This window comes from Pseudoduganella sp. R-43 (assembly GCF_049913255.1).
Lineage (GTDB): Bacteria > Pseudomonadota > Gammaproteobacteria > Burkholderiales > Burkholderiaceae_D > Rugamonas.
Window position 1 is genome coordinate 4,985,312 of sequence record NZ_CP183988.1, and the last position, 24,293, is coordinate 5,009,604.

Here is a 24,293-nt window from a genome sequence, read left to right on the forward strand (position 1 = left end):
CCATGGACAAGGACAGCAGCTTCACTGGCTCAATTCCGGAAACTTACGAGCGTGCCATGGTGCCGCTCCTCTTCACCCCCTACGCGATCGACATGGCGCACCGTATCGCGCAGCGGCGTCCCGCGCGCATACTGGAAGTGGCAGCCGGCACCGGCGCCGTTACCCGCCACCTGCTGCAGGAGATCCCCAACGCGCAAATCGTCGCCAGCGACCTCAATCCCGCCATGCTGGACCAGGCACGCAAAGCCGTCGATTCGCCGCGCGTCGAATGGCGCGAGGCGGACGGGCAGGCGCTCCCCTTCCCCGACGCCAGCTTCGACGCCGTGGCATGCCAGTTCGGCGTCATGTTCTTTCCCGATAAGGCGCGCGGATTCAGCGAAGCACGCCGCGTACTAAAGCCGGGCGGCCTGTATTGCTTCAATGTATGGGATGGCATCAGCCACAACGACTTTTCCGCCACCATCAATCATGCACTGGCCAAGGTATTCCCCGACGACCCACCGCGTTTCCTGGCGCGCGTGCCTTACGGCTGGCATGACATCGACGTGATTCTTGAAGAGCTGAAGCGTGGCGGCTGGACCGGCAACATCACACATGAACTGGTGACGGCCACCAGCCGCGCCGGCTCCGCGGCGTCCACTGCAACGGCGCTATGCCAGGGTTCGCCGCTCAGGGCAGATATTGAAGCGCGCGATCCGGCGCGCCTGCAGGAGGCAACCGACGTGGTAATTGCCGCACTGACCGAGAAGTTCGGCAGCGGCGCCATCGAAGGCAAGATGCAGGCGATCGTCTTTACTTGCGAGGCGTGAACTCGTAGACGCGGGCGCCCTCGCCCACGTCAACATCGTCGCCAAGCGCCAGCTCGCCGCGCTCGAAAGCCGCGACCACTTCCAGTGCCTGCTCCAGTTCGTCCTGCGGCACCATTACACGCGCACCGCCAATGGCAGGCGCCAGCAGGAATGCCGCCTGCACGTGCTGGTCGTCCATCACCGTTGCATTCAGTCCCGCCGCACGCAGGCAGCCGCACAGGATAAAGGCATCCGCCGGAATCAGGCAGCGGCGAACGAGGCAAAAGTCGTTGTCCATGCCCCCATCATAGCAAGCCTTGGTCATCCACGCCGAAACGGATGCCTTGCCGACCGTGGACAATATACATGGCGGCGGCCATCCACACTGTGCCGTTCATCGAAGGTGTCTGAAAGGCGAATCAGGGTCGTCCTTGCATTCCAGGTAATGCGATTTCTCATCCAGCTTTTCGAACCCGTGGGGGCAAATCCGGTCGAGGCCAGGTTGCACATAAGTCTCCAACAGTTTTCCCCTGGCGTCGAAATCGAAGCCCTGCCCCCCGACCAGCGCCGAATCATAGCAATCGGGGTGCGTGCAGTAATACTCGCACTCCTTGCAGGCCGAGCCGATTCCATCATCGTGGAAGGGATGGCAATGGTCATATTCTGCCTGCACGACAATCTTGAACGTGCTGGACTGGAAATAGCCGCATTTGCCGTTCTCACGGAAGCGTCCTACGCCTAGCGGCGCATACGGATAATCGAAATCGCCGGTATGGTAGATGCCCGGCACAACGACACGGCCACGCCGGTCAAGCGCCACCACTTCGTTGGGGCCAGGGTCGCCGTCAATGACAATAACCGACTTGCCCGACTTTTCGAAGGCGAGCTTGCGCAGGTATTGCGGCTTGAGCTGGCGCACACCCTCCCGCACGGTGAAGCAGAGCGGGGACCATTCCTCTCCTCCATCTCGTGCTGGACAGGCCGGCTTGGCAGCAAGGGCGCAGAGTGGCGCCAGCACGAGCAGCAACGACAGGATCGCCCGCATCATTCATTTTTCTCCGGTCAGCAAAGGGTGTTGGGCGGTGAAGGCCGCCAAATGTTCAAGGAGGGCGCGTACGCGGGCCGGCAGGTAACGCTGCTGCGACCAGACGGCATAAACGCTGCGCTCACGCGATGTCCAGCCCGGCAGGAGCCGCACCAGCGCGCCAGACTCCAGGCTGGCGTGGCACTGCAGCTCTGGGGCCAGTACGATGCCAAGGCCCGCCTCCGCCATCATCACCGCCAGCCGCACCTCGTTGACGCGCACGCGCGGTTCGGGATGCAGCACAGAGTGCGCGCCCGTAACCGGGTCCTGTAAATGCCATTCACGCAGCGGCAGCGTGGCGATTGTGGAATGTCTTTCCAGTTCAGCCACATCGGACGGCGTGCCGAACTGAGCGAGGTAAGCCGGCGACGCAGCAAGCACCAGATTGACATTTCCCAGCTTGCGCTGGGTGAGCGTGGAATCGGCCAGTGCGCCGATGCGGATCGCCAGGTCGGCACCAGTGCCAACAATGTCCTGCACTTCGTTGGACAGTTCGAGCTCCAGCCTCACCTTCGGATACTGTTCAAGGAAGCTGGCCCATGCCGGCGCCAGGATCTCGCTCGCGAAATTGACCGGCGCCAGAACGCGGATCGTGCCTTCGATCGCGCCCAGCGTGGCGTCCAGCCGCAGCGTAGCCTGGCGCAGCGACTGAACCAAGGGGCGGCACTGTTCGTAGTACTGCATCCCCTCTGCAGTAGGCTGGGTGCGACGAGCGCTGCGATGCAACAGGCGATAGCCGAGCGCCGCCTCCAGCTTTTGCAGGCGGCGAGTGACAGTCGCGGTCGGCAGCCCCTCTTTCTCGGCAGCAGCGTTCAGGCTGCCCGCTTCGACGATGGCGATAAACAGGGCGAGGTCATCCAGCATGATTCCATTTTTGGAATTAGAGATTGAATTTTCATCGCTAGTGTACGCCAACGAAATTAACTACGCTTGAGTCATTGATAACTTGCTGGAGAAAGCCATGACTGACCTGCGTACCCGGATGATCTTTGCAGCCCTGATGTCGTTCCTGATGAGTGTGATCATGAGCGGCTGGATCACCTGGCTGAACATCGGCTTCCACCCCGAATATACGGCGCGCTGGGGCCACGCCTTCCTCGCCGCCTGGCCGGCCGCCTTCTTCGCCGTAATGACGATCGCACCGATGGTGCAGCGCCTTACCCAGCGCCTCGCCGCGGCCTTACGCTAGGTTCTTCAGAAGCGTTCGTAGCCTTGGAGGTAGCGCCATTCGCCGGGCTGGAGGCCGGACATGGAGATGCGCCCGATGCGCTGGCGCTTTACTGCGGTGGCTTTCAGGCCGACGTCGGCGCAAAGCTTGGCGACCAGGGCTGGCTTCGGCGGCTTGACGGCGAAGCGCAGGCGGCGTTCGTTTTGCCAGCTCACCTTGCCTGCGCCCTGGTTCAGGAGCGTGAGGCCGTTGTCGGCAATCTCGCCTTCGACATCGACGATCAACTCCTGTTCGACCGTGGCGCCTTCATCCACCAGCTTGCGCGCGACGCGGAAGTCTTGCGTGAACACGAACAGGCCACTGGCTTGCTTGTCCAGCGCGAGGCAGGCGGTCAGGTTGCGCAGGTGGCGCTTGAGGAAGCGAACGCGCTGGGCGTCCTTGCTGCGCGCTTCCGGCAGCAGGCATGCCAGCGCATCGGCGCCGGCAGGCTTGTTCAGAAGGATCGTTACCGGCGCGATGTCGAGCAGGGTTGCGTCGGCGGACAGCACGACTTGCTGGCCGGGCGCGACGCGCGCACCGGGTTCTTCGACGATTTCGCCGTCTACCGTGACGTAGGCGCCTTCGATGTAATTCTCTGCTTCGCGGCGCGAGCATGGAACCATGTCCGCCACGCGCTTGGCGAGGCGGATGGTGTTGTCTTCGTTGTTCATTATTGCTTGAAGTAGTGGGCGAATACGGCGGCGACGTGTTCGAGGTCGGCGCGCGTTACGTCCAGGTGGGTCACGAGGCGCAGTGTCGGCGCCATCGAGACGCGGATGCGTTCTGCTGCCAGCTCTGCATTCAACCCTTCGCAGGCTTCGCGTGGCATGGTGACGAACAGGATGTTCGTTTGCGGCACGCTCACTTGCAGCACGCCGATCTTTGCCAGTTCGGCGGCGAGCCAGCTTGCGTTGGCGTGGTCCTCGGCCAGGCGCTGGACGTTGTTCTGCAGGGCGTATAGGCCTGCGGCAGCAATCACGCCAGCTTGGCGCATGCCGCCGCCCAGCATCTTGCGCCAGCGCTTGCCCTGCTCGATTAATTCACGGCTGCCGCACAGGACGGAGCCGACCGGGGCGCCGAGGCCTTTGCTCAGGCAGACGGAGACGCTGTCGAAGCCTTTTACCGCGTCCTTCAGCGAGATGCCTTGCTTGACGGCGGCATTGCAGATGCGGGCACCGTCGAGATGCGTGGCCAGGCCGCGTGCGTGCGCGAGGCCGGTGGCTTGCGCGACGTATTGCTGCGGCAGGACCTTGCCGCCGATGGTGTTTTCCAGCGCCAGCAGCTTGGTGCGGGCGAAGTGGAAATCGTTCGGCTTGATGGCGGCTTCGATGTCTTGCAGCGCGATGCTGCCGTCCGCCTGGTTGATGATCGGCTGCGGCTGGATACTGCCGAGGACTGCGGCGCCACCACCTTCGTACTTGTAAGTGTGGGCGTCCTGGCCGACCAGGTATTCGTCTCCCCTGCCGCAATGGGCCAGCAGTGCAATCAGGTTGGTTTGCGTGCCGGATGGCGCGAACAGCGCAGCTTCGTAGCCGAAGAGTTCCGCTGCGTAGGCCTGCAGCGCATTGACCGTGGGGTCGTCGCCGTACACGTCGTCGCCGACCTGGGCGGTGAACATGGCTTCGCGCATTTCGGCGCTGGGATGCGTGACAGTGTCGCTGCGCAGGTCGATCCAGCGTTCGCCGTCTGCGGCGAGCGACATTGCGCCTGCGCCGGCCGGATAGCCGGTGCTCACGGCGCCACCTCGGCGTCAGTTGGCGTTGCGACAGGCGCGCCGGTGTAGAAGCGTTCGCCCATTTCGTCGAGGCCGATGGTGGACAAGACTTCCTTCAGGCGCTCGGCAGGCTTGCGGCGCGGGAGGTTCTTGTATGTGGCAACGATCAATTCGTTCTTCATCGAATGCTCCCAGCCTACGAGTTCGGTGACGGTGACCTGGTAGCCGTGCGACTCAAGCTGCAGGCAGCGCAACACGTTGGTGATCTGGCTGCCGAATTCACGGGTGTGAATCGGGTGGCGCCACAACTCAGTGAGCACATTCTTGCCCAGCGAAGAGCCCTTGTTCTTGCGCAGCACGGAGGCGACTTCGGCCTGGCAGCATGGCACCAGCACGATGTGTTTAGCCCTTTTCTTCAGCGCGAAATCGATGGCGTCGTCGGTGGCGGTATTGCAGGCGTGCAGCGCGGTGACGATGTCGATCTGCTCCGGCAGCTTGTCGGAGGTGGTCGATTCGGCCACCGACAGCGGCAGGAAACTCATGCCGGGGAAATCGAACTTGCGCGCCAGCTCTTCGGAACGCGCCACCAGTTCTTCGCGGGTTTCGATGCCATAAATGTGCGAATCGTCGCCCAGCGCCTTGAAGAACAAGTCGTAGATGATGAAGCCGAGGTAGGACTTCCCTGCCCCGTGGTCGACCAGCGATACCGAGCCCTTCGCCGTGCGTACGTCGTTCAGCAGCGGTTCAATGAACTGGTAGAGGTGGTAGACCTGTTTGAGCTTGCGGCGGCTGTCCTGGTTCAGCTTGCCGTCGCGGGTGAGGATGTGCAGCTCCTGCAGCAGCGCGACCGACTGGCCGGGCTTGACTTCAGGGATGTCTGTGACGGTAGCGGGCAGCGGCGTGCCCGGGGCCTTACTGCGCTTCATCGATCCACGCCTGCTGGATCGCTTCCAGCACTTTTTCGCCGCCGCGCTTGTGGTCGTCGTCGAAGCCATCCAGGTCGACGATCCAGTTGTGCAGGTCGACAAAGCGCACCGTCGTCGGGTCGACGTCCGGGAACTTGTCGTACAGGGCTTCGGCAATCGCCGTGACATCACTCCATTTCAGCATGGTGCACCTCGGCTCAGTGGCCGCCTTCGCTGGCGTGGTTGATCGTGTACTTCGGAATTTCGATGACCAGGTCTTCGTCCGCCACGATGGACTGGCAGGACAGGCGCGAGCAGGCTTCCAGGCCCCAGGCCTTGTCCAGCAGGTCTTCTTCGGTGTCGGTCGCTTCGTTCAGGGAGTTGAAGCCTTCACGCACCAGCACGTGGCAAGTGGTGCAGGCGCAGGACTTCTCGCAGGCGTGTTCGATGTGGATGTCGTTCTCCAGCAGGACGTCGCAAACGGACTTCCCTGCTTCGGTTTCGATCACGGCGCCTTCGGGGCACAGCTTGGCATGCGGCAGGATGACGATTTGTGGCACTTCTATTCCTCAGTCAATTAAACAACCTGGTCCAGCGTCTTGCCGGCCAGTGCGCTGCGCACGCTGCGGTCCATGCGGCGCGATGCGAATTCTTCGGTGCCCTGGGCCAGGGCTTCGTAGGCGGCTTTCACCGCGTAGTGGTCGGCTTCGCCGCTGCCGGATTTCACCAGCATGTCCATGGTGGTGGCCATCAGGGCGTTGATGGCGGCGCGCTCGTCGTCGTTCAGAAGGTTGCCGTCTTCGTCCAGCGCGGACTGGGTGGCCAGCATGATGCGCTCGGCTTCGACCTGCTCTTCGCGCAGAGCGCGGGCTTTCATGTCGGCTTCCGCTTCGGTGTGCGATTCGGACAGCATCCGTGCCACGTCGTCGTCACCCAGGCCATACGAAGGCTTGACGGTGATCGATGCTTCCACATTCGAGCGCAATTCGCGTGCGGAGACGGACAGCAGGCCGTCAGCGTCCACCTGGTAAGTGATGCGGATGCGCGCCGCACCGGCCGCCATCGGCGGAATGCCGCGCAGTTCGAAGCGCGCCAGCGAACGGCAATCGCTCACCAGTTCGCGCTCGCCTTGCAGCACGTGCACCGCCAGCGCGGTCTGGCCATCCTTGAAGGTGGTGAACTCCTGCGCGCGGGCGCATGGAATGGTGGAGTTGCGCGGGATAATCTTCTCGACCAGGCCGCCCATCGTTTCAATACCCAGCGACAGCGGGATCACGTCCAGCAGCAGCCAGTCGTCGCCTGCGGCGCGGTTACCGGCCAGCAGGTTGGCCTGGATGGCGGCGCCCAGCGCCACGACCTTGTCCGGATCGATATTGGCGTGCGGGATAGTGTGGAAGTATTCGCCTACCGCGCGCTGCACGTGCGGCATGCGGGTCGCGCCGCCGACCATGACCACGCCGTCGATATCGTCGGCGTCGATGTTGGCGTCGCGCAGGGCCTTCTTCACCGCGTTCATGGTCTTGGCGACCAGGTGCTTGGTGATGTCGGCGAAAATTTCAGGGGTCACGCGCTGGTGGACTTCTTCGCCCGAGCGCAGCACGGCGTCGATGGTGACTTCCGGCTTGGTCGACAGCAGCTCTTTCGCCTCGCGCGCCTTGACCATCAGGGTCGCGGTGTCTTCGTCGGACAGCGGCGCCAGTTTTTCCTGCTCGTGAACCCAGCAGAACAGGCGGTGGTCGAAGTCGTCGCCGCCCAGCGCGGAGTCGCCGCCTGTGGCCAGCACTTCAAACACGCCTTTCGACAGCTTGAGGATCGAGATATCGAAGGTGCCGCCGCCCAGGTCGTACACGGCGAAGATGCCTTCGGAGCCGTTATCAAGTCCGTAGGCGATGGCCGCGGCAGTCGGTTCGGACAGCAGGCGCAATACGTTGATGCCGGCCAGTTGCGCGGCATCCTTGGTGGCCTGGCGCTGCGCTTCATCGAAGTAGGCAGGCACGGTGATCACGGCGCCGACCAGGTCGTCGCCCAGCGAATCTTCCGCGCGCTGGCGCAGGGTGGCCAGGATCTGGGCCGACACTTCAACCGGCGATTTCACGCCGGCGACAGTCTTCAGCTGCACCATGCCCGGAGCATCGACGAAATCGTATGGCAGGTTCTCGGCGTAGGCGATGTCCTTCAGGCCGCGCCCCATGAAGCGCTTGACCGACACGATGGTGTTTTTCGGGTCGGTGGTCTGGTGCGCCTGGGCTTTGTATCCGATATTGGCATGGCCGTTTGGAAGGTAACGCACCACGGAAGGCAGCAGCGGGTGGCCGTCTTCGTCGTTCAGCACTTCAGGAATGCTGCTGCGGACGGTCGCTACCAGCGAATTGGTGGTGCCGAGGTCGATGCCCACCGCCAGGCGATGCTGGTGCGGGGCGGTCGACATGCCCGGTTCGGAAATCTGCAAAAGAGCCATGGTGAAACCTGTCTTGTTCTTTTACGCCTCGATGGCGTCGTAAGCGAAGCGCACTTCTTCGCCAAATTTTTCGATGAACATCAGCGCGCGCACACCTTGCGCGACTGCGTGATAGTCACCGCTATTGCAATGCTGTTCGATCTCCGCCAGCTGAGCCTTGCGCGCGGCACGCAACTGACCGTCCAGCTTGTCGAGCAAATCGCCATCCTTGCCGGCGCGGGCTTCGGACAGCTCTTCGCGCCACTCCATCTGCTGCATCAGGAATTCCATCGGCATGGCCGTGTTGGATTCCATCTTCAGATCGACGCCATTCAGCTCGCACAGGTACTGCGCGCGCTTCTGCGGATTCTTCAGGGTCTGGTAAGCCTCATTGGAGCGGGTCGACCATTGCATGGCGACGCGCTTTTCGGCATCGGTGGCGTTGACGAATTTGTCCGGGTGGACGCGGCTCTGGACTTCGCGGTAGGCGGCGTCCAGGGCGCTCGTATCGACGGCGAACTGCTGGGGAAGCTGGAAGAGTTCGAAGTGGTTCTGCACGATATTAAATGCGGAAGCTTTCGCCGCAGCCGCATGCATCCTTCTCGTTCGGGTTGTTGAACTTGAAGCCTTCGTTCAGGCCTTCGCGGGCGAAGTCCAGCTCGGTGCCGTCGATGTACGGCAGGCTTTTCGGATCAACGAAGACCTTCACGCCATGCGACTCGAAGACCGAATCTTCCGGCGTCACTTCGTCCACGTATTCCAGCTTATAGGCCAGACCGGAGCAGCCGGTCGTGCGTACGCCAAAGCGCAGGCCAATGCCTTTGCCGCGACGCTCGATGTAGCGGTTGATATGCTTGGCTGCTTTTTCGGTCAGGGTGATTGCCATACTTCCTCCGCGCGCTGCTTAGGCGCCGTGTTTTGCCTTGTAGTCGTTCACAGCTGCCTTGATGGCGTCTTCCGCCAGGATGGAGCAGTGGATCTTCACTGGCGGCAGTGCCAGTTCTTCCGCGATCTGGGTGTTCTTGATGGCCAGCGCTTCATCCAGCGACTTGCCCTTCACCCATTCGGTGACCAGCGAGCTGGAGGCGATTGCCGAACCGCAGCCGTAGGTCTTGAATTTCGCGTCTTCGATCTTGCCGTCTGCGCCAACCTTGATCTGCAGCTTCATCACGTCGCCGCAAGCTGGTGCGCCGACCATGCCGGTACCGACGGTTTCGTCGCCCTTTTCAAAGGAACCGACGTTGCGCGGGTTTTCGTAGTGGTCGAGAACTTTTTCCGAGTATGCCATTTTGATGCTCCTGTAATCGTTGAATTAGTGCGCTGCCCACTGGATGGTGCTCAGGTCGATACCGTCCTTGTACATTTCCCACAGTGGCGACAGTTCGCGCAGCTTGCCCACTTTGCCTTTCAGCAGTTCGACGGCGAAGTCGACGTCTTTTTCAGTGGTGAAGCGGCCGATGGTGAAACGGATCGAGCTGTGCGCCAGTTCGTCGCTGCGGCCCAGGGCGCGCAGCACGTAGGATGGCTCCAGCGAAGCCGAGGTGCAGGCGGAACCGGACGATACGGCCAGGTCTTTCACGGCCATGATCAGGGACTCGCCTTCCACAAAGTTAAAGCTCACGTTCAGGTTGTGCGGCACGCGGTGGTCCATGTCGCCGTTGACGTAGGTTTCTTCGATTTCCTGCAGGCCCTTGGCCAGGCGGTCGCGCAGTGCGCGGATACGCTCGATCTCGGAGTCCATTTCCACTTTCGCCAGGCGGAAGGCTTCGCCCATCGCCACGATCTGATGGGTCGGCAGGGTGCCGGAGCGCAGGCCGCGCTCATGGCCGCCGCCGTGCATCTGTGCTTCGATACGCACGCGCGGCTTGCGGCAGACGTACAGGGCGCCCACGCCTTTCGGGCCATAGGTCTTGTGCGCGGTGAAGGTCATCAGGTCGACTTTCAGGTCTTGCAGGTCGATCGCCACTTTGCCGGTCGCTTGCGCGGCGTCGCAGTGGAAGATGATGCCTTTCTTGCGGCAGAAGGCGGCGATTTCCTTGATCGGCTGGATCACGCCGATTTCATTGTTGACCATCATGACCGAAATCAGGATGGTGTCCGGGCGCACAGCCGCTTCCAGCTGCTCGATGGTGATCAGGCCATTGTCCTGGGTGTCCAGGTAGGTGGCGTCGAAGCCCTGGCGCTCCAGTTCACGCACGGTGTCCAGCACGGATTTGTGCTCGGTTTTCACGGTGATGATGTGCTTGCCCTTGGACTTGTAGAAATTGGCCGCGCCTTTCAGGGCGAGGTTGTTCGATTCGGTGGCGCCGGAGGTCCAGATGATTTCGCGCGGGTCGGCGTTGACCAGGGCGGCCACGTGGCCGCGCGCTTCTTCCACCGCTGCTTCCGCGGTCCAGCCGTACATGTGGCTGCGGGAGGCCGGATTGCCGAATTGTTCGCGCAGGTAAGGGATCATCTTGTCCGCAACGCGTGGATCGATCGGCGTGGTGGCCGAGTAGTCCATGTAGATCGGGAAGTGCGGTGCGGTCTTGAATTCTACCGGTGCTACCTGGGCGACGTTCTTTTCGGGGGCGTTCATCTAAATTACTCCAATTCGGTTAACCGAGGGCTGCTTGGTTGCTGTTGCGGTGCACATGGACTGGCTGCTCTGCCGCGGCTTTGGCTTTTTGCTGGTCCACCAGGTCCTGCAGCGACACGGAATCCAGGTAGTCGACCATCTTTTCGTTCAGGGTGGCCCACAGTTCGTGGGTCATGCAGCGGGCGCCGTTCGCATGGTCGGCGCCGTGGCAATTCTCCTTGCCGCCGCACTGGGTTGCATCGAGCGGTTCGTCAACAGCAATAATGATGTCGGCGACGGTCACCTTGTCTGCCTTGCGGGCCAGGCTGTAGCCGCCGCCAGGGCCGCGGATCGATTCCACGATTTCGTGGCGGCGCAGCTTGCCGAACAATTGTTCGAGATAAGACAGGGAAATCGACTGGCGCTGGCTGATTCCGGAAAGCGTCACCGGACCCTTGCCCTGGCGCATAGCCAGGTCAATCATCGCAGTCACTGCAAAACGGCCTTTGGTAGTCAGACGCATCACAACCTCGGTTCAACTCAGTTAAAATATCGTTCTGTTCTCGCAAATCAAAACCTGATTACTTGAACGATTTAGTCAAGTATAACAGACTTGCGCAGACCTTGCCGGACGCGCCTTTCGCTGTCCGAGGGGCAATACGCGCCCTTCTTACCTCTTCAGCAATCCCATCGGGCCGAACAGCGCCTGCATTTTCTTATTAGCAATAAACGACAGGTTGTAAGGGTGTTCCGCCACGATCTGCGGCAAGGCCTGCACGCTGGGCAGCTTGTTGAGCTGTTCGGCGATCTTTCCCCAAAGAATTAATTTTGGCTGCTGGATGGCCAGCGCCTGCATGACGGTCTCGAAGAATGGCAGCCAGGCCTTGGCATCTTTCACTGGAGCAACATGCGGGCGGAACACCAGCGAGGCGTTCAGCAGCAGGAAGCCGTGGCCGTGCAGGCGCTCCTGCATCTCGGCCAGGGTCTGGATCGCGGCGCCGGACTTGGCACGGGTTGAACAAGCGGCGAGGGCTTCGCCGGCGGTATTGCTTTCCTCGAGCTGGCCATCGGCGACCAGCAGCATTTTCATGAAGTTGCGCAGCGAAGTGGCTTTATTGACGGGCTTGGACAGGCCGCCGCCCTCTTCTTCCGACCACAGGCCTTTGACAGCGCCGTCCATGAAACAGACGCCGGTAGCGCTTTCTGCACGCGGATAAGGCCCCTCGCCCACCAGTACGTAGCGCACCTGCTCCAGCGGCTGCTGGAAGGCGGCAAACAGGCGCAGTTCGGTCGGCAGGTAGCTGTCATCCGCCAGTTCCGGCAGGTAGGCCGGGTTGGCCGCTGCAATCGCCTGCAGGCCGCGCTCCAGGATCGGACGCCACGAAGGGTGGGCACGGTCGAGCGCTTGCAGGATGGGGCTGGGAATCGTCATGGCGGCTGTCGGTGATGGGCAAAGGCGAGATTGTATCGCCGCCAGCCATTGCGGTCTACGGCTTGGGCTTCTCCGCACCGTAGACTTTGGCGAGGTAATCCACCATGGCGGGGACGTCGTCGTCCGAGAACTGGGCGCCGAACGGTTTCTTCATTTTCTTCACCGTAGCCTCCCAGTAGCTGCGCGGCGACGTTGGCGGCTGCATCTGCGCGTACTGCGCCGAGTGGCATAGCAGGCAGTTGGCCAGCACGAGCTGGTAGCCCGGCAATGTGCTCTGTTTGTAGGCCGCCGTCTCGTCGGGCAGCTTGATCTCGGCAGCGCTGGCGGCGCCGGCGGACAGCAGGAGCATGATGGCAAAGGTCTTCATCGGTTCCTCCTCAAGCCGCGATGACGCGGGTGGTTTCCACCACGTTGCGCATATAGCCGGCCGCGTTCCACAGTGCGGTCGAAGGCTGGCTCTGGCCGATTCGGTTCACGGCGCGCACCATCAGTGTGTGCTCGCCCTTGCCCGGCTTGAACGAAGCGCTCCACTCGCGGAAGGAATACTTGCCCATATCCTTCCCGAGCGTCGCGGCCTGCCAGCTCTTGCCGCCGTCGGCAGAGAAGGCGACTTCGGTGATGCCGTAGCCGCCGTCGAAGGCGATGCCTTTCACAACCACCTGCTTGCCTGCTTTGAGCCGCGCACCGTCCTGGTGGCTGGTAATGAAAGACCGCACATTGAAGCGGTTGATCGGCACCGTTTTGGCCGGCGTCGTGCCCGGCGTTACGCAAGCGCAGGCGTTATCTGCAATGCGGTAGGCGCTGGCGACCCAGAAGCCGTTGAAGGGCTTGTCCAGCACCGTGATGTCCGACAGGTGCTTGATCCAGTAAGTGCCGTAATAGCCCGGCACTACCAGGCGCAGTGGATAGCCGTTCAGCATCGGCAAGTCTTCGCCATTCATTTGCCAGGCCAGCATCACTTCCTCCTCAAGCGCGTGGTCGATATTGAGCGACTTGACGAAATCGGGGCCGTCGCCGGCGGGCGGCGTATCGAGGCCATTGAACGCCACCTGCACTGCGCCGGCCTTGATACCCACGCGCTCCAGCACTTTTTTCAGCGGCACGCCAGTCCAGCGCGCATTGCCCATGGCGCCGTTCGAAAGCTGGCCGCCGTTGGCGCGCGGGGCAAAGTGGCCACGGCTATTGCCCGAGCATTGATTGACCGCGACAATCTCGATTGGGTCGGCGAGCTGGCGCAGTTCCGCCAGCGACAGTTCCAGCGACATGTTGACGTGGCCGCCGATCTTCAGGCGGTAGCTCTGCGGGTCGATCGAGGTCGGAATGGCGCTCCAGTGATAGCGCACGAAGAAGGCATCGTTCGGCGTCAGCACACCTTCGCCGAACACGCTGAAGGGTGTTTCGAGCTGCGGCGGGCGGCTGGTCAGCACGATCATCGGGCGCTTCTGCGGAAACGCCACCAGATCCCTTTCGCCATTTTCAAACGGCAGCGTCACGCTGCGCGAATCGGCCAGCGCCGACAGCGCCGGGCTGCCCAAAGCGGTCGCCACGCCCGCCATGCCTGCCTGTTTCAGGAATTCACGTCTTGGAATGCTGCTTTTCATGCCTGCCTCCCGGTGGGTGATTCACTCGAGATGCAAATTTATCATGCTATTCCGCTGGGGAATCGGAATTCTTCAGCCTGACGTTGGCGGCGCGCAGCTTGCGGTACAGGAAGGCCACCGCGAGCAAGGCCGCCGCGGCCAGTGCTGCGGCCACCGACCAGGCCAGCCGCAGCTTCGACTGGTTGCGCAAATCCTTGGTATTTTCATCCTTCTGGCGCAAGAGTTCTTCGTCTTCGCGTTCTCTTTTCTGGAGTTGGGTCTGGACCGTGTTGGCGTCCTGCGCCTTGCGCCCCGCGCGCGCGTAGACCTGCAGCGCAAGCTCCTTCAGACCGACATAGTCCAGCGCCCGCGCATATTCCGATAGCGCGTCGGCATCCATCATCTCGATGTTGACCGCCTCGATGGCATCCCTGCCGGCGTCAAGCTGGCCCAGGTAAATCAGGGCGATCCCTTCGTTGAACTGCGAAATCTCCGCCATTTCGCTGTTGCCGGTAGCCAGGGCAGCCTTCTTGGATTCCTGGCTGAGCGACAACGCCTCCTTGTAGTCCTGGCTTTTCAAGCTCATGTCCGCTAGTGTGACTTGCAGCTCGGGCACATCTTCATCCATATGGTGTTTCTGCAGCCAAGCCACCACATCGTTCAGGGCTTCGCGGGCGCGTGCAACCTGGCCAGCGCTTTCAGCGATCTCCCACTCGGCATAGCGGGCCCGGATCATCGGTCCGTCGAGCGGGATCAGCGCAGCCTTGGCTTTCAAGACGTCGATCGACTTCAGTGCTTCCTGGCTGCCGCCGGCCAGTCCGTTCAACGCATAGGCCCTGGCGCGCAGCGCCATGAATTGAGCGATGGGCTGCCCCGACTTGTCAGCCAGCGCCACGGCATTGTCGATGTACTCCAGTCCCTTGCGCCCATTCCCGCGGCGGATTTCATCCTGGCCAACAGTAAGGATTACTTTGGCCTGGAGCGCAAAATCGCTGGTCTGTTCGGCCAGCTGGCGCGCCAGTTCCAGGTTCTTGCTCGCGGCCTCCCGGTCTTCCAGCGCGGAGAAAAGATAGGAACGGTCGAGCAAGCTGTTGGCGATGATCGATTCGTCATCCAGTTGATGGCCGATGCGCTCTTCCTCCGCGACCGCCTTCAGCGAGGTGGCGCGGTCCGAAGTCCGGGTAACTTTGCTGAGCACGGAATAATAAGTCGCCTGGTCACGCTGCGGCCACTGCCCGACTTGCGGTTTCAGTTTCTGCAATTCGGCCAGGGTGCTATTGGTGGCGAGGTAGGAAAACTCCCGCAACTGCCCCAGGCGAGCTGTCACATCCTGTCCCCAGGCCAGCGGCTGGGCCAAAGTAGCGGCGAGGAAGGACATGCGAAGCACGCGCGGAATATTGCAAAACATACAGCTTTCGATTTGATAGGGAGTAAATATATTTTACTGCCCGGCAAACAAATCGTGTGCATTCAGGATTGCAAAAGCGATTTCCGGGTGTCGATCAAGGCATTTGCGTATCGCCGCAGGTACAGTTTGCCGCGTTTTTCGACACAGGCCGGGCTGGTCGCCCAGCTCGATCTGGAAGCCGCGCACAGTGCGCACTTCGTTCGGGCCGGGCGCGATGCGGACCGAGACGCCAAGCTGCTCTTCCAGGCGCTGGCCAATGCGCATCAGTTCCGCATACGTGGAGATCGCCTCGATGCGTTCGAGCAGGCGCTTCTCTTCCTCCTTGGTCAGGCGCAGGACGCGCAAGTCGGCCTGCGGGTCCTCGAGCAGTGACTCGCGCTGGCAGTCGCAGGCGCCCGGCGGGCACTCCTTACGGATGGGAAAAGGCGGCATCGTCATCGCCCCAGTATCCGTTGCTTGCATCGTGCTGTCAAACGCGGCCGGAGCCTTGTCTGTATAGGACACTTGTGTGCGCCGTTCAAGTTCCGTACAGTGCAGAATTGCTAAAAATTACAGCTAGAGAAACGTGTGACTATCAATCCGGAAAGCTTGCAGTTTCTTGCTTCCCCAGGTGCGCTCGGCCAGCAGATCGCAGCCTTCGACTGGTCTTCCACGCCGCTTGGACCGCTCGATGCCTGGCCGCAGAGCTTGCGCACGACCGTCAACCTGATGCTGAATTCGAGCCATCCGATCTGGATCGGCTGGGGTCCGGATGCCACTTTTCTCTACAACGATGCCTACATCGACGTGCTGGGTGCGGCCAAGCACCCATGGGCGCTGGGCCGGCCGGCGCAGCAGGTCTGGGCCGAAATCTGGCACTACTGCGGCCCGCTGGTCGACAAGGTATTCCAGCGCGCCGAATCGAGCTACGTCGACGCGGTGCAGCTTTTCATGAACCGCGGCGACTGGGTGGAGGAAGTCTGGTACTCCTTTTCCTACAGCCCGATCTTCAATGAAGCCGGCGCAGTCGGCGGCCTGTTCTGCCCTTCCACCGACACGACAGGCACGCGCCTCAATGCGCGCCGCCTGGCCGCGCTGTCGACGCTGTCGGCCAGCGCCTTGCGCGAGCAGGACGTGGCCAGCGCCTGCGCCACCGCCATGCACACGATCGCCGAGAATCGGGAAGATATGCCTTTTGCGCTGTTGTTCAAGCGCACCGGCGACAGCATACGCCTGCAGCAAACGGCGCACGTTGCGGAGGAAGCCTGCGACCTGGCGCTGTGGCCAGTGGAGCAAGTCCTGGCCAGCGGCGAAGCGGCAACAATTGCAACGGATGGCATGCCCGGCCTGCCTTCAAGCCTTGCAGGCCAGGCGGTGCGCTTGGCGCTGGCCTTGCCCATCACGGATGGGGTGCTCGTCCTGGGCACCAGCCCCGCCCGCCAGCTCGATGCGGAATACCGCACCTTCTGCGACCTGGTGGCGGGCCAGCTATCGGCTGCCGTGCAGAATGCCAGCGCCGCTGCCGAGCAGCGCCAGCGCGCCGAAGCGCTGGCTGAACTGGACCGCGCCAAGACCGCCTTCTTCAGCAACGTGAGCCACGAATTCCGCACGCCGCTGACGCTGATGCTGGGCCCCATCGAAGAAGCGCTGGGCGACAGCGCCAGCCGCCTGCCGGCTGTGCACCACGAACGCCTGCGGCTTGCGCAGCGCAACGCCCTGCGCCTGCAAAAGCTGGTCAATACCCTGCTTGACTTCTCGCGCGTGCAGGCCGGCCGCATGCACGCCACATATGCCAGGGTTGACCTGGCCGGCCTCACCCGCGACCTGGCCAGCGGCTTCCGCTCGGTGGTCGAAAGCGCGGGCCTGTACCTGGCAGTCGACTGCGATGAAGTCGATACCGGCGCCTGGGTTGATGTCGCGCTGTTCGAGAAAATCGTGCTGAACCTGCTGTCCAACGCCTTCAAGTTCACCTTCGACGGCGGCATCACGGTCAGGCTGCGGCAACAGGGCCAGTCAGCCGTGCTGTCGGTGACCGATACCGGCGTCGGCATTTCGCCCGACCAGCAGCAGCGCATTTTCGAACGCTTCCGCCGCGTGGAAGGCTCGCGCTCGCGCACGCACGAAGGTTCCGGCATTGGCCTGGCGCTGGTGCGCGACCTGGTGGAGTTGCTGCACGGACGCATCGACCTGGAAAGCAGGCCGGGTGTCGGCAGCACATTCTCCATCACGCTGCCGCTTGGCCACAGCCACTTGCGCGAGGACCAGTTGACCAATGTCGCCGACGCCGACACCAGCGAAGTGCGTGAAGCCTTCCTGCTGGAAGCGCAGCGCTGGCTGCCGCAAGAAGACGACGAGGAACCATTCCTCGACCTGGCCGACGACGAGAGCCTGCTGACGCTTGGCGCACACGTGCTGGTGGTGGACGACAACGCCGACATGCGCGCCTACCTGGCGCGCCTGCTGCGCCAACGCTGGCACGTCAGCACAGCCGCCAACGGGCGCGAAGCGCTCGACGCCATGGCGGCCGGCATGCCGGAGCTGGTGGTGTCGGACGTGATGATGCCCGAGCTGGACGGCTTTGGCCTGATCGCGGCCATGCGCGCCGACCATGCGCTGCACGACGTGCCGGTGCTGCTGCTGTCGGCCCGCGCCGGCGAGGAAGCGCGCATTGAAGGCGTCAATGCCGGCGCCGACGACTACCTGGTCAAGCCCTTCTCCGCCCGCGAACTGCTGACGCGGGTCGACTCGCAGCTGATGCGGGCCCGCATCCGCCAGGCCGAACGCGCCCATATGGTACGCATGGCCAACACCTTCCAGCAGGCGCCGGCCGCCATCGCCATTGTGCGCGGCCCCGACCTGGACTTTGAACTGGCCAACGATCGTTTCGTGGAACTGAGCTGGCAGCGCGAGCTGATCGGCTTGCCGATGCGGCGCGCGTTCCCGGAACTGGAGGGCCAGGGCATGGTGGAGGAAATGGAACTGGCGCTCACCAGCGGCCAGCCGGTGACCGGCAAGGCGCGCCGCGTCATGCTGAAGCGCGACGGCGGCCTGCAGGAATGCTATTTCGACTATGTGCACCAGCCGGTGCGCAATGCGCGCGGCGAAGTGGACCGCGTCGCCATCGTCGCTTTCGAAGTGACCGAACTGGTGCGTGCGCGGCGCGATGCCGAACTGGCCAACCGCACCAAGGATGATTTCCTGGCGATGGTGGGGCACGAGCTGCGCAACCCGCTGTCGCCGATCCTGATCGCGCTGGAACTGATGCGCCTCAAGGGCCTGGGCGGCCTGGCGCGCGAGCATGCAGCCATCGAACGCCAGGCCCACCACCTGGTGCGGCTGGTGGACGACCTGCTTGATGTGGCGCGCATCGCGCAAGGCAAGATTGCGCTGCGGCCCGAGCGCGTCGAACTATCCAGGCTGCTGGCGCAAGCGCTCGAGACGGTCAGCGGCCTGCTGGAAGAACGCCAGCAAAGCCTGGAACTGGACGTGCCGCCGCACGGCCTGGCGGTCGATGCCGACCCGATGCGTTTTGTGCAGGTGCTGGTCAACCTGCTCACCAATGCAGCCAAGTATTCCAACCTGGGCGGCCATATCCGGCTGCAGGCTGGCGCCGTCAAGGGACGCGCCGTGATCAAGGTGCGCGATACGGGCATCGGCATCGGCCCGGAAATGCTGCCGCACCTGTTCGACAAATTCGTGCAGGCGCCGCAATCGCTGGACCGTTCGCGCGGCGGCCTGGGGCTGGGCCTGGCGATTGCCCGCAGCCTGGTGCAACTGCACGGCGGCGAGATCGAGGCGCATAGCGCCGGACTTGGCGCCGGCAGCGAGTTCACCATCCGCATGCCGCTGGCGGGCGACCTGGCCAGCGCGCCCCTTGCCAGCGCAGCGCCAGGCGGCCTGGCCGCCGCCGCGCCGCGCCGCGTGCTGCTGGTGGACGACAACCAGGACGTGCTGCAAGGCTTGCGCGCCCTGCTGGAAGTCGGCGGTCACGAGGTGCAGGCCGTCGCCGATCCTGCCAGCGCACTACGTGCCAGCGCCAGCTTCGTGCCCGACCTGGCCATCCTCGACATCGGCCTGCCCGGCATGGATGGTTATGAGCTGGCCACCGAACTGCGGCGCCGTCCCGGTTATGGCAACACGCGGCTGGTGGCCCTGACCGGCTACGGCCAGCCGGCCGACCAGGCACGCGCCCATGCGGCCGGCTTTGCGGCCCATCTTGTCAAGCCGATTACGCCCGCCCAGCTGTACGCCCTGCTGGTCGATTAAATGCGCCGGGAGCGTTGCAAAACTGCCACGATAGTTGCCTTTAGGGAAATTAAGTTGCACGCGACCGTGCTACACTCATTTCCCCTATGCGTCCCCACTTTTCCCGCCGTGCTGTCCAGTGCCTTGCCGCCGCCTTGTGGCTGGCCTGCGCCTGCAGCCATGCCCTGGCGGACGAACGGCGCGTACTGGTGCTGTACTCTCTGGGCGCCGATTCTTCCTCGGGCTGGCAAAGGCTGGTGCACAAGGGCCTGTACGACGAACTTGAACGCAGCAGCCAGGGCGCGACGCCGGCCATCTTCGAAGAGCGCTTCGACGCCAACCGGGTCGGCGAGGACAAGTCGCAAGAGGGCATGGCGCCCTACCTCGCCACCAAGTACGCCGACGTCAAGTTCGATGCCATCGTGACCGAGAACTTCGTCGCGGCGCGCTTCCTGTCCAGCCATCCGGAACTGTTTGCCGGCGTGCCGCGCCACTATGTCAATCACGGGCGCGAGCAGTGGCAGCCGCGCGATGGCATGGCTTACGAGGTGAGCTCCGATTTCGAGCGCGCGATCGGCGTGATTCCGCTGGTGGCGCCGAACGTGCAGCATATCGCCATCGTCGGCGACAAGACTACGCGCGGCCAGCTGTGGCTGGAGCGCATCCGCAGCGTGATGCCGCGTTTCCCGTCCATCCGCTTCGAGGTGTGGGACGATGGCAGCGTGCAGGAATTGCGGCAGCGCGCCGCGCGGCTCGATCGCAGCAGCGCCATCTTCATGCTGGCATCGCTGCGCGGCGAAGGCAATGCACGGCTCCAGCCGCGCGAGCTGGCGCTGCAGATTGCAGCAGCCACCAGGGCGCCGCTGTTCACCCACTCCGAATCGCTGGTGATGCCGGGCGTGGTGGGCGGCTATGTGGTCAGCGGCGAGGCAGTGGGCCGCATGATGGCGCGCCTGCTGCTGGGCCAGCCGGCCATGACCAGCCAGGTGCAGGGCTATTATTTCGACTATCCAACGGCGCGCCAGGCCGGCTTGCGCAACCTGCCGCAGGATGCGGTGATCCTGAATCGTCCGCACAATGTGTGGGAGCTGTACCGCTGGCAGATCGTCACGGCGGGCGCGCTGATCGTGTTCGAGGGCCTGCTGATCACAGCGCTGGTGTTGTCGCTGCGCTCAAGGCGCCGCGCAATGTCTGAGCTGGCATCGGAACGCAGCAGCCTGGAGGACCGCATTTTGCAGCGCACGCTGGAACTGCTGCAGGCCAACCGCAAGCTGGAACAGCTGGCCACCACCGACCCGCTGACCGGCATCGCCAACCGGCGCAAGATGACGGAGCAGATTGCGCAGGAGCTGGAACGCGCGCGGCGCTTCCACCACCCGCTGTCGCTGCTGATGATCGATATCGACCACTTCAAGCGCATCAACGATACCTACGGCCACGAGGTGGGTGACCAGGCGATCATCCAGACTGCGACGTTGCTGACGGCGAGCCTGCGCGCGGTGGACATGGTGGCGCGCTTCGGCGGAGAGGAGTTTGTGCTGCTGATGCCCGAAACCCATATCGCGGTGGCCGTGCATGCGGCGGAGCGCTTGCGCGAACGCGCGGCGGAGCTGCGCGTGCGGATAGAGCCGGGCGTCGAGGTCGAGCTGACGATCAGCATCGGCGTGGCGGCAGCCGACCCGCATGGCACGCCGGACACGCCCTCCTCCCTGCTGGTGCGCTCCGACAAGGCGCTGTACCGGGCAAAGAAGGAAGGACGCAACCGCGTCGTGCAGTTCTGATTACTCTGCGTCAGGCTGCGAGGAAGGATGCGCCGCCTTAAACGCCGGCAAATCGGCACAATTGGCAGCAATGCGCGCCACGTTCGGATAGGGCGTCAGGTCGATATTGAAGCGCTGCGCGTTGTACACCTGCGGCACCAGGCAGCAATCGGCAATGGTCGGCGTGTCGCCATAGCAGAAGCGGCCGGCGTCGCCGTCGCGCTCCAGGTGTGCTTCGAGCGCCTGCATGCCCTCGCCCATCCAGTGGTAGTACCAATCCATCTTCTGCTCTTCGCTCAGGCCCATCGGACCCTTGATGTGCTTGAGCACGCGCAGGTTCATCAGCGGGTGCGTATCGCAAGCGACCGTCTGTGCCAGGGCGCGCACGCGGGCGCGGCCCACTGCATCCTGCGGCAGCAGCGGCACCATCGGATGCACCTCTTCCAGGTACTCCATGATGGCCAGCGACTGCGTCAGCACGATGCCGTTGTCCTCCAGCGCCGGCACCAGCCCCGCGGGATTGACCTTGCGATAGGCCGGCGCCAGTTGCTCGCCGCCGTCGCGCAGCAGGTGCACCGGCACCGCTTCATACGCCAGCCCTTTCAGGTTCAGCGCAATGCGGACGCGGTAAGCGGCCGAGCTGCGGAAGTAAGTATAGAGCTTCATTGACGTTCCCCGTAATTGCGCACGGTCTGGTCGATGGCGCCGAAGATGGTCTTGCCTTGCGCATCATGCATCTCGATGCGCACGGTGTCGCCGAATTGCAGGAAACCGGTTGCCGGCTTGCCGCCTTCGATGGTTTCGTACATGCGCACTTCGGCCAGGCAGCAGTAGCCCACGCCGCCGTTGGCAATGCTGGAGCCATGCAGGCTGCCCTGCTTGTTCGACACGGTGCCGGAGCCGATGATGGTGCCGGCGCACAGCTCGCGCGTCTTGGCGGCATGCGCCACAAGCTGGGCGAAGTTGAAGGTCATGTCTTCACCGGCATTCGGCTTGCCGAATGGCTGGCGGTTGATCTGCACCAGCAGCGGCAGGTGCAGCTTGTTGTCCTGCCAGGCCTTGCCCAGTTCTTCGGGCGTGACGGCCACCGGCGAGAACGCACTGGCTGGCTTGGAGTTGAAGAAGCCGAAGCCCTTTGCCAGTTCGTTCGGGATCAGGTTGCGCAGCGAGACGTCGTTGACCAGCATGACCAGGCGGATGGCCTGGGCCGCTTCTTCATCGCTGGCGCCCATCTTCACGTCGCCGGTGATGACGGCCACTTCCGCTTCCAAGTCGATGCCCCAGGCTTCGTCGAGCGCGTACACCGGGTCGCGCGGGCCGACGAAGCTGTCCGAGCCGCCCTGGTACATCAACGGGTCGGTGTAGAACGATGCCGGCACTTCCGCGTTGCGGGCCTTGCGCACCAGTTCCACGTGGTTGATGTAGGCAGAACCGTCGGCCCACTGGTAGGCGCGCGGCAGCGGCGAGTGGCACATGCTTTCGTCGAAAGGCTTGGCGCCCGATGCGCTGCCCTGGTTCAGCAGGGCGTAGATCTGTTTGAGCTGCGGCGCGGCGACGTCCCAGTTGTCCAGCGCATCCTGCATGGTGGCGGCGATGTTCGGTACCGGCTGGCAGGATTTCAGGTCGCGGCTAACAACGACCAGGCGGCCGTCGCGGCTGCCGTCTTTCAGGGAAGCGAGTTTCATGTATTTCCTTAGTTCCGGATCTTAATTCTGCGGCGCGTGCATCCAGGCTGCATGCTTGGGCGCCTTTTTCGTTTTAGACCATTCTTCCAGCATTTCCCACTTCACATCATCCAGCTTCCGCATCATTTCCGGAGTGCCGGTGTTGGCGGCCAGTTCCAGGCGGTGGCCGTTCGGATCGAAGAAGTAGATCGACTTGAAGATGGTGTGGTTGACAGGGCCCAGCACCTCGATGCCGGCGGCCACCAGGCGCTCCTTGGCGGCCAGCAGCTCGTCCATCGATCCTACTTCCAGCGCCAGGTGTTGCACCCAGGCCGGGGTATTTTCGTCGCGCCCCATTTCCTTCTGGGTCGGCAGCTCGAAGAAGGCCAGGATGTTGCCCTGGCCGGCGTCCAGGAAGACGTGCATGTAGGGGTCCGGGGCCTTGGTCGAAGGCACTTCATCCTCCGCGATGGCCAGCACGAAGTTCATGTTCAGGTGCTTGACGTACCACTCGACGGTTTCCTTGGCGTCTTTGCAGCGGTAGGCAACGTGGTGGATTTGCTTGATTTTCATGGCGGGCTCCTTTGTATCCCGCCATTAAACTCTTGTTTCAGCTATCATACAAACGATATTTTCACGTCAATTTATTAGTTTTTCTGATGAGTCCAACCGTTCGCCAGATGCGCGCCCTGGTCGCCGTCGCCCGCACCGGCAGCTTTACCGCGGCCGCCGAACTGCTGCATGTCACCCAGTCCGCCCTGTCGGGGCAGATCAAGGAGCTGGAGCAGCTGCTGGGCGTGAAAGTGGTCGAACGCAATACACGTCGCGTCCAACTTTCCGAAGTGGGGCGCGAGCTCTATCCGCTGTTCGACAAGATGCTGCAGGACCTGGATGGGGCGATGGCCGATATCGCCAGCCGCAAGGCTTTGAAGAAGGGTATCGTGCGGGTGGCCGCGCCACAGATGATGGCCTGCACCTTGCTGCCGCAGGTGATCGGCGCCTTCCGCGCTTCTTATCCGGACGTGCAGGTGCAACTGGTGGATTGCCCGGTCGACAACGTCGCCGCACGCGTGGTCAGCGGCGAGGTGGATGTCGGCATCGGCCCGGAGCGCGACGTGACGGCCGAAGTGGACGCGCAACTGCTGTTCGAGATGCCTTTCGTGGTGGTCTTCCCGTCCGCGCACCCGCTGGCCGCCCGCCGCACGGTCGCCTGGGCGGAGGTCAACCAGCATCCCTTCATCGCCTTGCAGGGCCAGTTCACCGAACGGCTGCTGCGCGACATGACCACGCTGGCGCCCTACAACGAAGTGACCTTCATGACGACGGCCCTGGCCATGGTGGCCGAAGGGCTCGGCATCACCGCCTGCCTGCCCTATGCGGAGCCGATGGTGCGGCTGTACGGACTGGAAATGCGTCCGCTGGTCGAGCCGGAACTCAAGCGCAAATTCTTCATCTACACCAAGACCTCGCGCACCCCCTCCCCGGCTGCGGAACGCTTCATCAGCGTGCTTGGCGAGTATTCCCTATAATTTG

General features: G+C 63.0%; 27 protein-coding genes. 5 read left to right on the plus strand and 22 right to left on the minus strand.

Annotation, left to right across the window (positions count from 1 at the left end; all coding sequences use genetic code 11):
* The first annotated feature begins 2 nt into the window (after positions 1–2).
* Positions 3–809 (plus strand): class I SAM-dependent methyltransferase, encoded by an 807-nt coding sequence (locus ACN9M3_RS22645; protein ID WP_426162916.1) that lies wholly within the window; start codon positions 3–5, stop codon positions 807–809.
* Here the strand turns inward: ACN9M3_RS22645 and ACN9M3_RS22650 are convergent.
* From ACN9M3_RS22650 to ACN9M3_RS22660, 3 genes are all read right to left on the minus strand, one after another.
* Positions 793–1,086, minus strand: a complete 294-nt coding sequence (locus ACN9M3_RS22650; RefSeq protein ID WP_426162919.1) for a hypothetical protein — start codon at positions 1,084–1,086, stop codon at positions 793–795. The genes ACN9M3_RS22645 and ACN9M3_RS22650 overlap by 17 nt on opposite strands.
* A gap of 96 nt (positions 1,087–1,182) precedes the next feature.
* Positions 1,183–1,836: a hypothetical protein gene (locus tag ACN9M3_RS22655; RefSeq protein WP_426162921.1), complete on the minus strand. Its 654-nt coding sequence runs from the start codon at positions 1,834–1,836 to the stop codon at positions 1,183–1,185.
* Complete coding sequence (locus tag ACN9M3_RS22660) at positions 1,837–2,736, minus strand: LysR family transcriptional regulator (protein ID WP_426318699.1); 900 nt, start codon at positions 2,734–2,736, stop codon at positions 1,837–1,839.
* A 97-nt stretch (positions 2,737–2,833) separates the two neighbouring features.
* Here ACN9M3_RS22660 and ACN9M3_RS22665 point away from each other — a divergent pair, with 97 nt between their 5' ends.
* Entirely contained in the window at positions 2,834–3,061 is a 228-nt protein-coding gene (locus ACN9M3_RS22665; protein WP_426162925.1) for a DUF2798 domain-containing protein, read from the plus strand.
* Between the two features lie 5 nt (positions 3,062–3,066).
* On the opposite strand, the gene ACN9M3_RS22670 is transcribed toward ACN9M3_RS22665, so the two are convergent.
* From ACN9M3_RS22670 to ACN9M3_RS22745, 16 genes are all read right to left on the minus strand, one after another.
* A complete protein-coding gene (locus ACN9M3_RS22670) occupies positions 3,067–3,750 on the minus strand; it encodes an RNA pseudouridine synthase (protein ID WP_426162927.1) in 684 nt (227 codons plus the stop codon).
* On the minus strand, positions 3,750–4,781 hold the full coding sequence (ltaE, locus tag ACN9M3_RS22675; RefSeq protein WP_426323832.1) for a low-specificity L-threonine aldolase: 1,032 nt from the start codon (positions 4,779–4,781) through the stop codon (positions 3,750–3,752). The genes ACN9M3_RS22670 and ltaE overlap by 1 nt, the downstream gene beginning before the upstream one ends.
* 29 nt (positions 4,782–4,810) lie before the next feature.
* Positions 4,811–5,719, minus strand: a complete 909-nt coding sequence (locus ACN9M3_RS22680) for a class I SAM-dependent methyltransferase (RefSeq protein WP_426318700.1) — start codon at positions 5,717–5,719, stop codon at positions 4,811–4,813.
* Positions 5,706–5,900 carry a Fe-S cluster assembly protein IscX gene (gene iscX, locus ACN9M3_RS22685; RefSeq protein ID WP_090444923.1) on the minus strand — a complete coding sequence of 65 codons (195 nt, stop codon included), beginning with the start codon at positions 5,898–5,900 and terminating at the stop codon, positions 5,706–5,708. The genes ACN9M3_RS22680 and iscX overlap by 14 nt, the downstream gene beginning before the upstream one ends.
* Before the next feature lie 16 nt (positions 5,901–5,916).
* Positions 5,917–6,258 carry an ISC system 2Fe-2S type ferredoxin gene (gene fdx / locus ACN9M3_RS22690; protein ID WP_090444791.1) on the minus strand — a complete coding sequence of 114 codons (342 nt, stop codon included), beginning with the start codon at positions 6,256–6,258 and terminating at the stop codon, positions 5,917–5,919.
* A 17-nt stretch (positions 6,259–6,275) separates the two neighbouring features.
* Positions 6,276–8,156 carry a Fe-S protein assembly chaperone HscA gene (gene hscA / locus ACN9M3_RS22695; RefSeq protein ID WP_426318701.1) on the minus strand — a complete coding sequence of 627 codons (1,881 nt, stop codon included), beginning with the start codon at positions 8,154–8,156 and terminating at the stop codon, positions 6,276–6,278.
* A gap of 21 nt (positions 8,157–8,177) precedes the next feature.
* Positions 8,178–8,693 carry a Fe-S protein assembly co-chaperone HscB gene (gene hscB, locus ACN9M3_RS22700; protein ID WP_426323835.1) on the minus strand — a complete coding sequence of 172 codons (516 nt, stop codon included), beginning with the start codon at positions 8,691–8,693 and terminating at the stop codon, positions 8,178–8,180.
* Between the two features lie 4 nt (positions 8,694–8,697).
* Positions 8,698–9,021: an iron-sulfur cluster assembly protein IscA gene (gene iscA, locus ACN9M3_RS22705; RefSeq protein ID WP_028104360.1), complete on the minus strand. Its 324-nt coding sequence runs from the start codon at positions 9,019–9,021 to the stop codon at positions 8,698–8,700.
* A gap of 18 nt (positions 9,022–9,039) precedes the next feature.
* Entirely contained in the window at positions 9,040–9,423 is a 384-nt protein-coding gene (iscU, locus tag ACN9M3_RS22710; protein WP_028104361.1) for a Fe-S cluster assembly scaffold IscU, read from the minus strand.
* Positions 9,424–9,447: 24 nt separating this feature from the next.
* On the minus strand, positions 9,448–10,713 hold the full coding sequence (locus tag ACN9M3_RS22715; RefSeq protein ID WP_426318702.1) for an IscS subfamily cysteine desulfurase: 1,266 nt from the start codon (positions 10,711–10,713) through the stop codon (positions 9,448–9,450).
* Positions 10,714–10,732: 19 nt separating this feature from the next.
* A complete protein-coding gene (iscR, locus tag ACN9M3_RS22720; protein ID WP_057259448.1) occupies positions 10,733–11,215 on the minus strand; it encodes a Fe-S cluster assembly transcriptional regulator IscR in 483 nt (160 codons plus the stop codon).
* Between the two features lie 147 nt (positions 11,216–11,362).
* Positions 11,363–12,124, minus strand: coding sequence for a uracil-DNA glycosylase (locus ACN9M3_RS22725; RefSeq protein WP_426162937.1), 762 nt, complete (start codon positions 12,122–12,124; stop codon positions 11,363–11,365).
* 55 nt (positions 12,125–12,179) lie between these two features.
* Entirely contained in the window at positions 12,180–12,491 is a 312-nt protein-coding gene (locus ACN9M3_RS22730; protein WP_426162939.1) for a c-type cytochrome, read from the minus strand.
* A 10-nt stretch (positions 12,492–12,501) separates the two neighbouring features.
* Positions 12,502–13,725: a molybdopterin-dependent oxidoreductase gene (locus tag ACN9M3_RS22735; protein WP_426318703.1), complete on the minus strand. Its 1,224-nt coding sequence runs from the start codon at positions 13,723–13,725 to the stop codon at positions 12,502–12,504.
* Between the two features lie 46 nt (positions 13,726–13,771).
* Positions 13,772–15,112, minus strand: a complete 1,341-nt coding sequence (locus tag ACN9M3_RS22740) for a hypothetical protein (protein ID WP_426162944.1) — start codon at positions 15,110–15,112, stop codon at positions 13,772–13,774.
* A gap of 33 nt (positions 15,113–15,145) precedes the next feature.
* A complete protein-coding gene (locus ACN9M3_RS22745; RefSeq protein ID WP_426318704.1) occupies positions 15,146–15,550 on the minus strand; it encodes a hypothetical protein in 405 nt (134 codons plus the stop codon).
* A gap of 129 nt (positions 15,551–15,679) precedes the next feature.
* Here ACN9M3_RS22745 and ACN9M3_RS22750 point away from each other — a divergent pair, with 129 nt between their 5' ends.
* On the plus strand, positions 15,680–19,357 hold the full coding sequence (locus ACN9M3_RS22750) for an ATP-binding protein (protein WP_426318705.1): 3,678 nt from the start codon (positions 15,680–15,682) through the stop codon (positions 19,355–19,357).
* A gap of 86 nt (positions 19,358–19,443) precedes the next feature.
* On the plus strand, positions 19,444–21,117 hold the full coding sequence (locus tag ACN9M3_RS22755; protein ID WP_426162950.1) for a diguanylate cyclase: 1,674 nt from the start codon (positions 19,444–19,446) through the stop codon (positions 21,115–21,117).
* Here ACN9M3_RS22755 and maiA read toward each other — a convergent pair whose 3' ends face one another.
* From maiA to ACN9M3_RS22770, 3 genes are read right to left on the minus strand one after another with little or no spacing between them, the layout of a single operon-like run.
* Positions 21,118–21,762 carry a maleylacetoacetate isomerase gene (gene maiA, locus ACN9M3_RS22760; RefSeq protein ID WP_426162952.1) on the minus strand — a complete coding sequence of 215 codons (645 nt, stop codon included), beginning with the start codon at positions 21,760–21,762 and terminating at the stop codon, positions 21,118–21,120.
* Positions 21,759–22,781 carry a fumarylacetoacetate hydrolase family protein gene (locus ACN9M3_RS22765; RefSeq protein WP_426162954.1) on the minus strand — a complete coding sequence of 341 codons (1,023 nt, stop codon included), beginning with the start codon at positions 22,779–22,781 and terminating at the stop codon, positions 21,759–21,761. Before ACN9M3_RS22765 ends, maiA begins: the two co-directional genes overlap by 4 nt.
* Positions 22,782–22,802: 21 nt before the next feature.
* Positions 22,803–23,333, minus strand: a complete 531-nt coding sequence (locus ACN9M3_RS22770; RefSeq protein ID WP_426162956.1) for a VOC family protein — start codon at positions 23,331–23,333, stop codon at positions 22,803–22,805.
* 86 nt (positions 23,334–23,419) lie between these two features.
* On the opposite strand from ACN9M3_RS22770, the gene ACN9M3_RS22775 reads away from it, so the two are divergent.
* Positions 23,420–24,289, plus strand: a complete 870-nt coding sequence (locus ACN9M3_RS22775) for a LysR family transcriptional regulator (RefSeq protein WP_426318706.1) — start codon at positions 23,420–23,422, stop codon at positions 24,287–24,289.
* The last annotated feature ends 4 nt before the right edge of the window (positions 24,290–24,293 follow it).